Origin of the sequence: Butyrivibrio sp. WCD3002, assembly GCF_000424265.1 — a bacterium.
In the GTDB taxonomy this organism is placed as follows: Bacteria; Bacillota; Clostridia; order Lachnospirales; family Lachnospiraceae; genus Butyrivibrio.
On sequence record NZ_AUJO01000004.1, the window covers coordinates 161237 to 177794 of the forward strand.

12 protein-coding genes are annotated in these 16558 nt (G+C 43.1%); all 12 read left to right on the forward strand.

Going from position 1 to position 16558, the window contains the following annotated elements:
- The first annotated feature begins 11 nt into the window (after window positions 1-11).
- The gene (locus G608_RS0107350; RefSeq protein WP_026495492.1) at window positions 12-1568 is read left to right on the forward strand and encodes a response regulator transcription factor; all 1557 of its coding nucleotides are present in this window, start codon (window positions 12-14) and stop codon (window positions 1566-1568) included.
- Window positions 1565-3271: a sensor histidine kinase gene (locus tag G608_RS0107355; RefSeq protein WP_026495493.1), complete on the forward strand. Its 1707-nt coding sequence runs from the start codon at window positions 1565-1567 to the stop codon at window positions 3269-3271. The genes G608_RS0107350 and G608_RS0107355 overlap by 4 nt, the downstream gene beginning before the upstream one ends.
- Window positions 3272-3364: 93 nt before the next feature.
- Entirely contained in the window at window positions 3365-4801 is a 1437-nt protein-coding gene (proS, locus tag G608_RS0107360; RefSeq protein ID WP_026495494.1) for a proline--tRNA ligase, read from the forward strand.
- Window positions 4802-4846: 45 nt separating this feature from the next.
- Window positions 4847-6202 carry a CCA tRNA nucleotidyltransferase gene (locus tag G608_RS20325; protein ID WP_035794993.1) on the forward strand — a complete coding sequence of 452 codons (1356 nt, stop codon included), beginning with the start codon at window positions 4847-4849 and terminating at the stop codon, window positions 6200-6202.
- Window positions 6203-6255: 53 nt separating this feature from the next.
- Window positions 6256-8151, forward strand: coding sequence for a PEGA domain-containing protein (locus G608_RS0107370; protein ID WP_207637689.1), 1896 nt, complete (start codon window positions 6256-6258; stop codon window positions 8149-8151).
- Complete coding sequence (locus G608_RS0107375) at window positions 8151-8390, forward strand: RNA-binding S4 domain-containing protein (RefSeq protein WP_026495496.1); 240 nt, start codon at window positions 8151-8153, stop codon at window positions 8388-8390. Before G608_RS0107370 ends, G608_RS0107375 begins: the two co-directional genes overlap by 1 nt.
- Window positions 8391-8465: 75 nt before the next feature.
- Window positions 8466-8783, forward strand: a complete 318-nt coding sequence (locus G608_RS0107380; protein ID WP_026495497.1) for an FtsB family cell division protein — start codon at window positions 8466-8468, stop codon at window positions 8781-8783.
- A gap of 58 nt (window positions 8784-8841) precedes the next feature.
- Window positions 8842-10284, forward strand: a complete 1443-nt coding sequence (gene tilS, locus G608_RS0107385) for a tRNA lysidine(34) synthetase TilS (RefSeq protein WP_026495498.1) — start codon at window positions 8842-8844, stop codon at window positions 10282-10284.
- 14 nt (window positions 10285-10298) lie between these two features.
- Window positions 10299-10823 (forward strand): hypoxanthine phosphoribosyltransferase, encoded by a 525-nt coding sequence (gene hpt / locus G608_RS0107390; RefSeq protein WP_026495499.1) that lies wholly within the window; start codon window positions 10299-10301, stop codon window positions 10821-10823.
- A 24-nt stretch (window positions 10824-10847) separates the two neighbouring features.
- Complete coding sequence (gene ftsH, locus G608_RS20330; RefSeq protein ID WP_051208985.1) at window positions 10848-12719, forward strand: ATP-dependent zinc metalloprotease FtsH; 1872 nt, start codon at window positions 10848-10850, stop codon at window positions 12717-12719.
- A gap of 220 nt (window positions 12720-12939) precedes the next feature.
- Window positions 12940-15048 (forward strand): glycoside hydrolase family 13 protein, encoded by a 2109-nt coding sequence (locus tag G608_RS20335; RefSeq protein WP_051208987.1) that lies wholly within the window; start codon window positions 12940-12942, stop codon window positions 15046-15048.
- Between the two features lie 11 nt (window positions 15049-15059).
- A complete protein-coding gene (locus tag G608_RS0107405; RefSeq protein ID WP_026495500.1) occupies window positions 15060-16541 on the forward strand; it encodes a hypothetical protein in 1482 nt (493 codons plus the stop codon).
- Window positions 16542-16558 lie beyond the last annotated feature (17 nt).

Consider the following 16558-nt stretch of genomic DNA (forward strand, 5'->3'; position numbering starts at 1 on the left):
CAGGGGTTTTTATGAAGATATTAATTTCAGATGATGAATATTATATAGTCCAGCTTGTGAATTCCAAGCTGGACTGGTCTCTTTTAGGGGTCGATAAGGTACTGATGAGCTACAACGGCGCTGATGCGATCGATATTTTCGATGCGGAAAAGCCGGAGCTCGTTTTGTGCGATATTGATATGCCAAGATATAACGGCATGGATGTGCTTGACCATGTGATGGAGAAGGCACCGGATACAAAGTTTATTTTTCTGACCTGTTTTCAGAAATTTGACTATGTAAAAAAGGCTATTAATAAAGGCGCTTTTGACTATATTCTAAAGCCCTTCAGTGAGCCGGAAATATATGCATGCCTGATGAAGGCAGTCAATGAGATCAGAGACAAAGAAAAGATTGAAGAGAGTAAGAAGCAGCTTCAGGAGCTGTTTTTAAGAAATCTTGTGATAAGAAATATCGGACCTTCAAGAAGTGAAATAGAAAATGCGCTTGAAAGATCAATCAATATAGGATACTCGCCGGATAAGAGATATCGTATGGTGCTTAGCTATATATCTCAGAAGGGTAGCGTTCCCAAGGATCAAAGTGTATATCAGTTTGTTTTTTACAATATGCAGTCGGAGATTTTTTCCGGGAATGCGGAGAAGATAGATGGAATGGATCTTTTATCGGACGGATATTACGGAGTTTTGAGGGTTTGCGACGAGGATACGGAGCTGGTGGATATCATGGCAGAGGCTCAGACTCTTTCCGGTATTGTGGAGGAGCATCTTGATACGGAGTTTTCCTGTTGCATAAGTGAGCCTGTGTATATGTGGGAAATGGCAGATACTCTTGATGAGCTTAAGAGCCATATAACAAGGCAGTTCCTTAATTCCATAAAGGTAGGACTTCTTCGGGACAGCGTCGATGACAACAAAAATCAGACCTGCATAATCGACAGAGAAAAAATAGAAAAATATCTTGATGAGCGAAATGCTGATCTTGTGGTGGAATATATCAGAGAGCTCTTAGATGAGCTTCAGCAAAGGACCATGTTGACGGGAAGCATAATCAGGGAGATGCATGCGGATTTCATGCAGATTGTGCTTGAGTATTGCAGTAAAAAGCATATAACTGCCCATGAGGTTCTTAGAAGCGAGGAGCTTTTGGCCTTCCAGAAAAAGATGGACCAGATGCCCTTTTACCTTATCAGATATGTTCAGCTTCTTTGTACCAATATCATAGAGATCATGGAAAATCAGGACAATGAATCGGTGATAGTTGCAAGGATTTCCCAATATGTTGAGGAGCATTTCAGAGAGCAGATAGGAAGGGATGAGATTGCCGAACAGCTCCATTACTCCAAAAATTATTTATCTAGAATTTTCAGTTCACGGCTTGGTATATCCGTGAGAGAATATATTAACGGATATAGAATTGAGGAGGCAAAGAGGATACTTCTTACAACGGATGTACCTGTGGGCGATATTGCGCTGGATGTGGGATTTGACAGCATGACTTATTTCTCCACTATTTTCAAAAAGGTAACAGGTGAAACTCCCTCGCAGTATCGAAGCAAAAAGAGATGAAGAAAAGAAGCGTATTTTATCCAATAATAATTATAATAAACAGCATGTTCATAATGCTGGCTGCTACGTATGCATTTACAATAGGCGGCTTTTTCCGTGAGGAGAAGGCTGCCTTTGTGCTTAGTAGAAAGCAGATGGTTTCCAATTATGTTAACAGGGCAGAGACAACCTTTTCATCCATTGAGGGTCATATGCTGGAGATTCAGACCATGCTCACAAGAGTTGAGAGCGTGAACTGGCTAAGGAGCAGTGACAGCTCTGAGCGAAAGGTTGAGGAGAGAAAGTACTACGAGCTTTTTTCACAGAAGGCCCACAGCGTCGAAGGAATGGACATTATCTTTTTGATAGATACTGAGGGTAAAACCTCTGTATGGGCCTACGGCGATGACCTTGCTTCCTCAGCCAAAATGGAATTTAGAGGATATCTTGAGGAAAAGAGTGACGAGATCAGCAACTATTTTTCCTACAACTGGCAGCCCTATAAGCTGGGAGAAGACCAGTATTATCTAAAGCTCTATAAGGTAAGCGGCTTCATGGTTGGTGCCCTATGCTTAGAGAGCCGCTTTGCCGATGAGATTCTTGGACAGGAGGAAAATGTTCATAGCCGTTATCTTAAAAACTCAGATGGTGAGATTGTTTTTTCCTTTGGCCCGGGGGATGCAAATGAAAAATCCGGTGAAAAGCATCTTTTAAAGGGAGCCTTTCTGATAGAGCAGCCTATGCCTGTGGCAGATTTATCACTATGCGTAAGCTTCAAGGATAACGTTCTTGAATATTTAAGGAGCGTTGTTGTAATCATAGCCATCTTCACCGGCGCAGTGTATCTGATAGTAGATTACATGTTTATCAGATATCTTAAGAAAAAGCTGCTAAATCCCATAACTGAGCTGTCAAAGGGTGCAGAGCAGATCATTGGCGGAAATTATAACTATGTGACAAAGGAAAACGGCGAAGGTGAGGTGCTTGTCCTTCAAAAGGCCTTCAATAATGCCATGCAGTCTGTTGTTCAGTTAAGGATAGATACCTACGAGTATGAGCTTAAGCAGAAGGAACAGGAGCTTCTTCGTTTGAGGCAGCAGCTTAGGCCTCATTTTTATCTGAATGCCCTTGCAGTGGTAAAGGGAATGGCCTTCCAGAGAAAAATGGAAGAAATTCAGGCATACATCGATGCCCTCACAATACACATCAGGTATCTTCTGAATAATGAGAGAACACAGATATCTCTTCAGCAGGAATTTGACCATATTGAAAACTACGTGAATATGCAGCGAATCTGTTTTCCGGGGAAAATTACGGCCTTCCTTGATCTGGATGAGAGTATTCGGGATATGATGATTCCTTATCTTTTGCTTCACACCATAGCTGAGAATGCTTTTAAGCACGGAAGAGGTAAAAACAATAATCTCATGTTTACCTTAAGTGCCAGAAAGGTGGAGGATGAGGACTTTAGCGGAGTTCTTATTGAATACGAGGATGCCGGAACAGGCTTTAATGAGGAATTCCTTAAGGACTTTGCGAAAAATGAGCCAAAGGAGGGTGAGCACTTAGGACTTAACAACCTTAAGCAGACACTTTCCATATACTATGGACAGAAGGTTGCTGAGCCTATAAGGATTATGAACGTTACCCCCAGCGGAGCCAGAATCGAGATAAGGATTCCTGCAGGCGGGGCAGATCCGGATGCCGCTAACATTGACAAATAAGCCTTTTAAGCTATACTATGAGAAAGATTATGGTTTTTTTAGTAGCATGGGATAACTATGCATATAAGATATAAAGATTAGGAGAATGAAAAAATGGCACAGGATGGAAAGAAGCTTGTATCCGAGATCACATCAATGGATGAGGATTTCACACAGTGGTACACAGACGTTGTCACAAAGGCAGGGCTTATCAGCTACTCTAACATTAAGGGATTTATGGTTATTAAGCCCGCGGGTTATGCTATATGGGAGCTTATTCAGAAGCACCTTGATGAGCGTTTTAAGAAGACAGGTGTTACAAACGCATATCTGCCAATGCTGATACCCGAGTCTCTTCTTCAGAAGGAGAAGGACCACGTTGAAGGCTTCGCACCTGAAGTTGCATGGGTTACACATGGCGGTACAGAACCTCTTACAGAGAGATATTGTGTTCGCCCCACTTCAGAGACCTTATTCTGCGATTACTATAAGGGAGAGATTCATTCCTATAAGGATCTTCCTCAGGTACTTAACCAGTGGTGCAGCGTTGTTCGCTGGGAGAAGGAGACAAGACCCTTCCTCAGATCAAGAGAATTCCTTTGGCAGGAAGGACACACAGCGCATGCTACCTTTGAAGAAGCAGAAGAGCGCACACAGCAGATGCTTAATGTATACGCTGACTTCCTCGCAGAGGATATGGCTATTCCTGTTATCAAGGGCCAGAAGACTGAGAAGGAGAAGTTTGCAGGTGCAGAGGCTACCTATACAGTAGAAGCTCTTATGCATGACGGCAGAGCTCTTCAGTCTGCAACAAGCCATAACTTTGGTGATGGCTTTGCTAAAGCATTCGAGATTCAGTATGCAGGAAAAGATAATAAGCTCCATCATGTATTCCAGACATCATGGGGTGCAACCACAAGACTTATCGGAGCTATGATCATGGTTCACGGTGACAATTCAGGTCTTGTGCTTCCTCCCAGAATTGCTCCTACTCAGGTTATGATCATTCCTATCCAGCAGAAGAAGGAAGGCGTCCTTGAGACAGCGGGCAAGATGCTTGAGGCACTTAAGGATTACAGAGCTAAGCTTGATGATTCCGACAGAAGTCCCGGATACAAGTTCTCCGATCAGGAGATGCGCGGTATTCCGCTTCGTATCGAGATCGGTCCTAAGGACATCGAGGCCGGCAAGTGCGTAATCGTAAGAAGAGATACAAGAGAAAAGATCGAGTGTGCTATTGATGAAGTAGCAGCTAAGGTTGGTGAGCTTCTTGTTCAGATTCAGAACGATATGTATGAGAGAGCTAAGAACCACCTCGATACACATACCTTTGCAGCAACCAATAAGGAAGAGTTTGAGGAAGCCTTCAAGGAGACAAAGGGCTTCGTTAAGGCTATGTGGTGCGGCGACAGAGCCTGTGAGGATAAGATCAAGGAAGACTATTCCGTAACCAGCAGATGTATTCCTTTTGAGCAGGAGAATCTGTCAGGCACATGTGTATGCTGCGGAAAACCTGCAACAAAGATGGTTTATTGGGGCAGAGCATATTAAAATAGATTTAGGAAAAGATTTAAGAGAGATTTGAACAAGGAAAACATTAAAATCAACATACCGCCGGCGGCAAGAGAGATATTGGACAGGCTCCACAGCGCAGGTTTCGAGGCCTACGTTGTGGGAGGCTGTGTTAGAGACAGCATTCTGGGAAGGGTACCCGGTGACTTCGACATAACCACCAGTGCAAAGCCTCAGGAAGTAAAGAGTCTTTTTGACAGGACCATTGATACGGGAATAGAGCATGGTACTGTCACTGTAATGATTGGTAAGGAAGGCTTTGAAGTTACCACCTACAGGATTGACGGCGAGTATGAGGATAGCAGACATCCCAAGGAGGTCATTTTCACTGCAAGTCTCATAGAGGACCTAAAAAGGCGCGACTTCACCATAAATGCCATGGCATACAGTGATGAAGACGGTCTTATCGATGAATTTGACGGACTGTCAGATATTGATAATAAAATAATCCGCTGCGTTGGAGAGCCCAAAGAACGTTTTACAGAGGATGCTCTTAGGATGATGCGAGCAGTAAGGTTCGCTGCGCAGCTTGGATACAACATCGAGGATAAAACAAGAGAAGCAATTAAGGAGCTTTCACCTACTCTTTCTAAGATAAGTGCAGAGAGAATTCAGGTGGAGCTTGTAAAGCTTATTACTTCCGATAATCCGGGAAGAGTAAGGGATCTTTATGAAACCGGAATTACCGCGGTGATCCTGCCTGAATTTGACAGGTGCATGGATACTCCTCAGGACAATATTCATCATGCATACACCGTAGGGGAGCACATTATCAGAACCGTGGAAGCCATTCGTGCTGATAAGGGCCTTAGACTTACGATGCTTTTGCATGATATTGAAAAGCCCTCCTGCAGAACTACTGATGATGAAGGTGTTGATCACTTTTATGGTCATGCAGAGAAGGGAGCTGCTACGGCAGTAGCAATTTTAAGACGTCTTAAATTCGACAAGGATACCATGAATCTGGTGGAAAAGCTGATCAGATATCATGATTACAGATATCCTGCCGAAAAAAAGAATGTAAGGAAAATGGCCAGCAGGGTTGGTAGGGATATCTTTCCACTTCTCTTGGAGGTCAGAGATGCGGATACAGCTGCTCAGAGCGACTATTTAAGAGATGCGAAAAACGAGTGGACAGAAGAAGTCAGAAGATTGTTTTCTGAGATACTACAGGATGGCGAGTGCCTTTCTATAGCCGATCTTGCAGTAAATGGCAGGGATCTTATGGATGCAGGCATTAAGCCCGGGAAAGAGATGGGGCTTATTTTAAAGGCGATGCTTGCAGATGTTCTTGAGAACCCTTCTCATAACATAAAAGAGTATCTTATGGAAAAGGATAATTTTGATAAGATTATCGAAGCAGCGGGGGAAAACAGATGAAAAGGATTGTGCGTTTGTTATTATCACTAATAATAGCGGCATCGATTTTTTCTGTGCAGTCTTACGCGGTATTTGCGCAGTCGCAGACAGGGGATAGCGAGGTAAGGATTTCCTTACTCGGAAAATATGACTCGGCAGATACGGCTTCTATAAAACAGATAAATACTGTTTCAAAGACAATTCAATTTAGAAATCATGATATAGGGAAGAATTATACCCTTAAATATGACAACACCTCGCAGATAACCAACATCCATGGCGAGCCGATTTCGGCTGCGCTTTTGGAGGTGGGTCAGGTAGTAGACATCACATTTCTTAAGGGCTCAAAGCATCTTAATTCTCTTACAGTGTCAAAAAAGGCATGGCTTGAGGAGAATGTCACTGACTTTAGTCTTGTAAGCAATGATGAGACGGCAAAGATCAACGGCACTGTTTTTCATATCACAAGAAAGACACTGATCATTTCGGACGGACAGGCTGTAAACCCTGAGGATATCCTTGCTACAGATACTCTTAGAGTAAGCGGCATAGATAAAGAGCTCTACAGTATCGTTGTAACAAGAGGACATGGATATGTCAGTCTTTCTTCCGACAGAGTAAACGACAGGACTCTTGTTGGTGCCTGGATTGAACTGGATAAGGAGGTTATCAGAAAGATTACTCCCAACATGCTGATAAGTGCTCCTGAGGGCAGCTATAACGTCAGTATTGCAGGAAACGGCACCAAGTTTTCATCAGAGATAGTCGTAAACAGAAACGAAGAGACGATTATTGATACCAGCGTTGTGGAAATAAAGCGTATTCAGGAAGGCAAGGTAACCTTTGTGGTTACTCCCAAGCAGGCAAGAGTCTTTGTAGACGGAGATGAGGTTGTAACAGAGGTTCCTCACAGTTTTACCTACGGTAAGCATAAGGTCCATATAATGGCGGATGAATACAAATCTCAGGACCACTATCTGAATGTAGGAGAACCGGACGCAACTATTTTCATAGACTTGGAAAAGGCTGAAGAGGAAAAGGATGACAGTAAGAGTACATCTGAAGAAAGCAGCACCGCAGAAGACAGTTCTGAAGAACCGGATGAGGGTGAGAGCGATTACTCCGCATCGGATTACAGCAATTATGAGAGCACCTCTTCCGGTAATAGCAGTGCATCAAGTAGGTCTTCTTCAAAGAACAGCTCTTCAAGGAAGTCTTCTGCAAAAACATCAAGCTCTTCTTCATCCTCCGCATCTGCATCTGTGGACTCAGAGGCTGCATCAACCACGATTTCAGTAGAGGATTCATCATCCTCTTCAAAGAGCTCGGATTCGTCAGCAGCTTCCACCACAAGCGATGATTCATCCACAAGCAAATCGGATGATTCGGGAAATAGTGATACGTCGGAAGAACAAAAGGATGAAAATTTAATAAGCGGATATAAGGTGACCTTTGACGTACCTGTTGGTGCGGAGGCATACCTTGATGATAATTATCTTGGAATCATGCCTGTGACCTTTGCAAAGACGGCCGGACAGCATATGGTTACTCTAAAAAAGGATGGCTATGAGACTAAGAGTTACACCATCAGCATAGATAAGGAAAAATCAAACGTAACCTATTCCTTCCCGGAACTTGTGCCGGAAAAGAAGGATGACGGTGGGGATACGCCGGAGGATAATCCAGGGGAAGGTGATACAGGTGAGGGCGACGATTCAGGCGCAGGCAAAACTGATGTCACACCGGGAGAAGGCGGATCAAATCCTGAGGAGGGCGGATCCGAAAAGACTCCGGAAGAAGAAAAAACTGATGAAACGCCTAAGGGTGAGGATACAACAGGAACAGAGAATCCGGAAGAAGGCGGAGCAGAGAAGGACGATAAAACGGATACTACCGATAAAACTGAGGAGGGCGGATTATCACCTGAGCCTGCCACAACAACTAAAACAGAAGAAGGAAATGACGGATAATGAGACTGGATAAATATTTAAAGGTTACAAGACTCATAAAGCGCAGAACGGTTGCCAATGAGGCCTGCGATGCGGGAAGAGTTATGATAAATGACAGAGTTGCCAAAGCATCCTCAGATGTAAAGGCAGGAGACATCATAAGCATCAGCTTTGGAAATAAGGATGTGAAAGTTGAGGTTCTTGATGTCAGAGAGACAATTCATAAGGAGGATGTAACGACGCTTTATAAGTATATCTAAAAAAGCGTCAAAATGACTTCGTTTAATTGCAAAGAGTGCTTCTATGCGATAAAATAAGGTCAGGAGTGAATTTACATGGCAACAAGAGCAAGATATAAAGGAAACAGCATACATAACAGGCTTGGCCTGGGGCTTGCCGGAATAGCGGTTATACTTTTGACTGTAGTTGTGCTTATCAGAAGTATTACTCTATACCAGAAGCTTAGTCAGTATGAGTCCAAAATTGCCAGCCTTCAGACTCAGATAGAGAGCGAAGAGGAAAGAAGCGAAGAAATCGCTGAGTTTGAAAAATATACTACCACGAGAAAGTATATTGAAGAGGTTGCAAAGGAAAAGTTAGGACTTGTATATCCCGGAGAGATCATTTTCAAGGATGAGAATGCCGGCAAATAATAAAAATAATTGGGCTTCGGAAGTTATTCCGAAGCCTTTTGAACTTACATAGAAAATAATGGACAAACATTTATCAAAAGTAAAAAAATTCATAGCTGATGAGGAACTTATAAAAGGCGACGAGATCGTTCTTGCAGGTGTATCCGGCGGGGCTGATTCCGTATGCCTTTTTAATATGCTCTGTGAGCTGTCAGCTGATCTTGGCTTTAAGCTTGCGGTAATCCACATAAATCACATGATAAGACAGGAAGCAGGCGAGGATGCGGCTTTTGTTGAAAAGCTCTGCGAGGATAATAGGATTTCTTTTTTCAAAAAGGATATTGATATTCCGGGGCTTTCAAAGACCACTGATGCATCGGAGGAAGAGCTTGCAAGAAATGAGAGATACAAGGCCTTTGAAGAGGTGGCCACCATGCTCTCTGAAAGGTATGGGAAAAAGGTCATCATAGCAACTGCCCATAATGCCAACGATCAGGCTGAAACCATGCTTCATAATCTTTTCAGAGGAAGCGGTATTAAGGGACTTTCAGGAATTAAGGTGCTGAGCTTTAGAGGTGACTTTGAGCTGATAAGGCCTCTTCTTGTTCTTGAAAGAGACGAGATAGAGGAATATCTGACAGAAAAAGGCTTAAAGTGGTGCACCGATAAGACCAATGAGACGGATGACTACACGAGAAACAGAATTCGTCACAATATCCTGCCTGTTGCAAAGGAGCAGATTAATAATGGTGCCATAAGGCATGCGGCTAAGGCAGCAGAGTATATTTCAGAGGTGGATGATTATATCGACGAGCAGGCTGATGCGGTATTTTTTGATATAGCAGCCATGAGTCAGGGCGGAATAATCATAAACTGCGAAAGCTGTGCAATGCAGCATAAGGTTGTACGAAGCAGAATACTTATGAAGGCAATAAAATTCATTGTTCCGCACATAAAGGATATTCAGTCCGTTCATTTATCGGAGCTTGATAATATGCTGCAAAGAACTGAGGGAAGTGAGAGCTTAAGCCTCCCCTATGGTATAAATGCAACAAGAGAGTATGGCGATCTTATCCTGACTCTTGGTGACATTTCTCCAAATGAGCAAGAAGATGCTGATGCTGAAGGCTTTTTCATAGATAAAGACCATCTGGAAGCCGGTGGGGACCATGTTTTTAATATTCCCGGTCTTGGGAAAGTAAATTTTAAGCTTTTTTTATATAAAAGTGACATGAAAATCCCTACGCTGGAATATACGAAATGGTTTGATTATGATAAAATAAGTAATAGTATGCAATTCCGACGTAGAGAGACAGGAGATGTTATCGAAATCGGTGATGGCACAAAAACACTGAAGAAATTTATGATAGACGAGAAAATACCTGCTAAAAGCAGAGAAGAGCTGTTTGTTCTCTTTGACGATAAGGATGTTATCTGGATTCCCGGATACAGAATAAGCAGTAAATTCAAAGTGGATAGCGATACAGCACGAATTTTGGAAGTGAAATTGATATCTGATTGATTTAGGAGGATTTTATGGCAGAATCAGTAAGAGTACTTCTTTCAGAGGAGGAAGTCGACAAAAGAATTCAGGAGATCGGAGACCAGATCAGTAAGGATTACGCAGGCAAAACAGTACACCTTGTATGCGTTCTTAAGGGCGGTACATTTTTCATGTGCGAGCTTGCAAAGAGAATCACTGTTCCGGTAACAATGGACTTCATGTCTGCATCAAGCTATGGCTCATCCACAAAATCAAGCGGCGTAGTTAAGATCGTTAAGGACCTTGATGAACCACTTAAGGATAAGGACGTTCTTATTGTTGAGGATATCGTAGATTCAGGCAGAACTCTGAGCTATCTTATCAAGATGCTTGGCGACAGAGGCCCTGCAAGCATCAAGCTTTGCACACTTCTTGATAAACCTGAGAGACGTGTAATGGATGTTAAAGTAGATTACACAGGTTTTGAGATTCCGGATGAATTCGTAGTTGGTTACGGTCTTGATTATGACCAGAGATACCGCAATCTGCCATACATCGGAGTCGTTGAATTCGACTAATAAATCCAAAAGGGAGTAACGACGTTGAAAAACAGAGGCTTTAACTTTTACTTTGGGCTGATAATTGTTTTGCTATTGGCACTTGCTTTTTTGGAGTATGGAAAGGGCAGGATTCAGTCATCAGACACAGCCTACACAAGAGGACAGTTGGTAAATGACCTTGAAAACAGTAAGGTCTACAGTGCTGTCATCATACCAAATGAAGAGACGCCTACAGGCGTGATCGAGATCATACTTACGGATCATTCAGAGAAGATTCTCTATGCGACTGATGTTGCAACTATTGAAGAAATTCTTGTAAGTCACGGAATCGATCCTGTAGTCAGGGATGTGCCGGGGGAGAATATCCTCATCAGCAGCATTATTCCCATACTGGTAGGCTTGTTTGTTATCACCTTCATAATTGTTATGATGAATAATTCCCAGGGGCAGTCTTCCGGAAACAACCGGATGATGAACTTTGGAAAAAGCAGAGCCAGACTTTCCACAGGCGAAGACAATAAGATAAAGCTTACTGATGTAGCAGGTCTTGTTGAGGAAAAGGAGCAGCTTGCAGAAATCATTGAATTTTTGAAGGATGCTGCCAAATTCACGAGAGTTGGTGCAAGAATTCCAAAGGGCGTACTCCTTGAAGGTGCTCCCGGAACAGGTAAGACTCTTCTTGCAAGAGCAGTAGCAGGTGAAGCGGGAGTTCCTTTCTTTAGTATTTCAGGTTCCGATTTCGTCGAGATGTTTGTCGGTGTCGGTGCTTCCAGAGTAAGAGACCTTTTTGCGGATGCTAAGAAAAATTCACCCTGCATAATTTTCATCGATGAGATAGATGCGGTAGCACGCCGCAGAGGAACAGGTATGGGTGGCGGCCACGATGAGCGTGAGCAGACACTTAACCAGCTCCTTGTAGAGATGGACGGTTTTGGAGTAAACGAGGGCATCATAGTAATGGCGGCAACAAACCGCGTGGATATTCTTGATCCCGCAATTCTTCGTCCCGGACGTTTTGACAGAAAGATCACTGTTGCAAGACCTGATGTAAGAGGAAGAGAAGAAATCCTCAAGGTTCATGCAAGAAATAAGCCTCTTGGCGATGATGTTGATCTTAAGAGCATTGCTCAGACCACAGCAGGCTTTACAGGTGCGGATCTTGAGAACCTCCTGAACGAATCTGCAATCAATGCAGCCATGGATAATCGAAGCTATATCAAGCAGCCCGATATTCAGAAGGCATTCGTACAGGTTGGAATCGGAACAGAGAAGCACAGCCATATTATTTCAGATAAAGAGAAGAAGATTACAGCGTACCATGAAGCAGGACATGCAATTCTTTTCCATGTTCTTCCGGATGTGGGACCTGTATATACAGTATCAGTAATTCCTACCGGAATGGGTGCTGCAGGATATACAATGCCGCTTCCTGAAAAGGATGAGATGTTCCTTACAAAGGGCAAAATGCTCCAGGAGATCATGGTTTCCCTTGGCGGACGAATCGCTGAAGAGATCATATTCGGTGACATCACAACCGGCGCATCAAGCGACATCCAGAAGGCTACAAGCGAAGCCAGAAAGATGGTCACCGTGTACGGAATGTCAAAAGAAATCGGTATTATCAATTACAATGAGCAGGAAGAGGACGTATTCATCGGATATGATATCCAGCATAACAAACGTAACTCTGAGCTCATGGCCGGCGAGATAGACAAACAGGTCAAGATTATTATTGATCTTTGCTATGCTAAGGCAAAGGATATCATCAGTTCCTACGAAGATGTTCTTCATAGCAGTGCGAAGCTACTTATGGAAAAAGAAAAAATAGGACGTGAAGAGTTCGAAGCATTATTCGAATCACACGCGGCTGTCTCTTTTAGTGAGGATGTGGCAGCACTTGCTGACCAGATATAAGGTTTGTGCAAAATAGACAAAAATGGATTGAGGTATTTAGTAATTTTGTGAAATTGGAGCATTTACCCCTTTGAGGGATGGTGCTATTATAATCACGTAACCCCCAATACATTTAAAGTTTTTTGCTATACCCATAAGAAAGAAATACCTTCTCTAAAACGGACAGCATCCCTAGCTGTCCGTTTTTACGTTATACAGATTTATAGATAGGGGAAAGCAGATGATTAGACAAGGCAGATTGTTTCATGACATGACGCTTGATTATTTACGACCGATGGAGCCCAAATCCGGCAGCAAGGTTTATCTGTATTTTCGTTGTGGCACAAAAGAAGCAGATAAGATCTTTATTATCTGGGAAAGTACGGAAGAGACCAGAGAGATCGTAATGAGAAAATATGAGACTGAGGATCAGTTTGATTACTATCAGACATCTGTAAGGATTCCGAAGTCCGGGGGCATAATCTATTATTATTTCCGAATAGAATCAGGTGATGAGAGAGTTTATTATGACAGAACAGGTGCTACCTACAGTGTACCAACTGCAAACAGATTCAGACTGATACCTGATTTTTCAACTCCTGAATGGGCCAAGGGTGCGGTGATGTACCAGATTTTCGTGGACAGATTCAGGAATGGTGATCCCTCAAATGATGTTCTTACAAATGAATATTATTACGTTAATGGAAAAAGCGTACATGAAGATAACTGGCGAAAGGATCCTGACCCCTATGGGGCAGATATAAGGACCTTCCACGGTGGTGATCTTCAGGGTGTTATAGATAAGCTTGGTTATCTTAAGGGACTTGGAGTAGAGGTTATCTATTTAAATCCCATATTCGTTTCGCCTTCAAACCATAAATATGACACGCAGGATTATGATCATATTGATCCCCATTATGGAAGGATTGTTTTTGATGTGGGCGAGCTTTTAACTGACAGTAATGATAACCGAAATGCCACACGCTACATCAATCGTGTAACCAATTTGAGGAATTTGGAGGCATCGGATGCGCTCTTTGCAAAGCTTGTTGAGGAAGCTCATAAGCTGGGAATTAGGGTTATTCTGGACGGCGTATTTAATCATTGCGGTTCGTTTAATAAGTGGATGGATAAGGAGGGAATCTATGAGGACCGGGATGGTTACGAGAAAGGTGCCTTTGTTTCAAAGGAAAGTCCATACAAGGAGTATTTCAAATTCAGTAGTGACAGATGGCCTAATAATGAAGACTATGAAGGCTGGTGGGGCTTTAACACGCTGCCAAAGCTAAATTATGAGGGCAGCAAAAAGCTGGAAGAATATATTTTAGGAATAGCGAAGAAATGGGTTTCCGCACCCTACTATGCAGACGGTTGGAGACTTGATGTGGCAGCGGACGTTGGCCACTCGGAGGAGTATAACCACCGCTTTTGGAAGAAATTCAGAGAAGCAGTTAAGGAAGCTAATCCAAACGCACTTATCCTTGCTGAGCACTATGGCAATGCAATGCCCTGGCTCATGGGCGGAGAATGGGATACTGTGATGAACTACGACGGATTCATGGATCCTGTCTCAAATTTCTTTACGGGAATGGAAAAGCACAGCGATGAGTTCCATGAGGAGCTGATCGGAAATGTGGGAGCCTTTTGGCAAAGTATGCAGAAGGCCGGAATAGAGGCTTTTTCAGAGAACTCATATTTCACAGCAATGAATGAGCTTTCCAACCATGACCACTCAAGGTTTTTAACAAGAACAAACGGCGTTGTGGGCAGAAGCTCAAATAGGGGCTGCAGGGCTGCCGATGAGGGAATAAGCAAGGCAGTTATGAGGCAGGCCGTGATACTTCAGATGACCTGGCCGGGAGCTCCGACAATATATTATGGAGATGAGGCAGGAGTCTGCGGCTTTACAGATCCTGATAACAGACGAACCTATCCCTGGGGCTTAGAGGATGTTGAGCTCATAGATTTTCATAAAAAGATGATAAATATCCGAAGGAGCAGCACAGAGCTAAAAACAGGCTCCCTTGTAAAGCTTGATGCCGGGGACAACGTTCTTGCCTTTGGCAGATTTAACCGTACCTGCGCTACTATGGTAGTAATTAACAGGAGCGAATACGAGACGGTGTGCGAGATAGATGTGGAGCCTCTTGGCATCCCAAGCGAGGCAAAGCTCCTAAAGGTTATGGAGAGTACTTCCCGGGGATTTAGAAGCGATCCGCTTAATTATAATGTTAAGAACGGCAAGCTTGTGAGGGTATATGGCCCTCTTTCAGCAGTAGTACTGCAATATAACAGAATAACTGCGGTTAACGAGGAGGCCTTCTGGTCTACCAACTTCTTCCGCATGTAAGGGTTGTGTGTATGAAGAAAAAAATTGGGCTGTTAATAAAAACAGCGATATTTCTGTGTCTTCTTGGTATATGCCTCTTTGGATGCAGCCTGATCGTCCAGAGAAAATCAAGCTATATCAAAAACGAGATGTATATGCAGGAGGCAAAGAAGAATAATATTGATGTTTTCATTCTGGGTTCTTCCCATGTGATAAACGGAATAAATCCCATACAGCTGTATGAGGATACAGGTATTACCGCATATAATCTTGGCGGATACGGAAGCGTGCTTTTATCAAGCTATTGGCAGTATCGCCTGGCTCTTGCCTATAATACGCCAAAGCTTGTGATCGTGGATGCCTATATGCTGGAGAATGACATCAGGTATATAGATGATCCAAATGCCAACGTAAACAGCGAAGAACTCCATCTTAATATAGACAGATTTCCTCTTAGCAGGACTAAGCTTGCTGCCATGGACGACATGTTTGAGCATCAGGAAAAGAAATATCCCTTCCTGTTTGATTTCATGGTTTACCACGACAGATGGAAGGAACTGGATTCAGATGACTTTAAGAGAGTTACGGGAAATGCTGAGATAAATCATCTTATGGGCGCTGATCTTAACTATGAGGTGCTCTCATCAGGACTTGCATATACTGATTTTGGAGCAGGCACTTTGGAAAATGAAACAGTTGGCACCACCTATCTTCGAAGAATAATAGAAGACTGTCAGAGCAGAGGCATAGATGTGGTTGTAGTGACGGTTCCTTTTCTTGCAATGTATGAGAATCAGGCAGCAGCCCATACCGCAGCAAATATAGCAGCTGAGTACGGAGTAGCGTCCATAAATATGCTTGAGATGCCGGGAATAGTGGATTATGACGTGGACTTCATGGATGCCGGTCACATGAATATCATGGGCGCCACCAAGGTTACGGATTTTTTTGGAAAATGGTTAAGTGAAAACAAGAACCTTCCGGACCACAGAAATGAAGCAGGCTATGAGAACTGGCAGAAGTTTTCTGAGGAATTTAAGGCGGGCATCCTTGCTAACAGTGAGGAAAATGAGGACCTGTATTCACAGCTGGTTTATCTTAATCTGACTGCTCGGGACAAAACCTTTGCTATAAGTATTAAGGGAGGCTCCAAGATATATGCGGATACAGCCCTTCTTAAGCTATTAAAGGGAATTGGCGCAACGGAGCAGCTTGATATAGCTACTGAAGGAAAACAGCCATACTTCATGATCTATGATCACGGGAATGTCAGTGAGGTTTGCGGTATCGCCGGTGCATCCGATTTTGATACTTCAAATGGACACATGCAGTACGAACCTGCAAGCGATCTCTACAGAGTACTTTTAATAGGTGATGATACGGAGAATAACGTTCTTTACTCAGATGCTCATCCCTATGTGGACCTTCAGCTTCTTTTCTTTGATGAAGGAGGCATATCATCACACCAGTATTACACTCTTGATTACCTAGATTATGAATATGCGCAGGAATAATACTTTACAATCCGGAG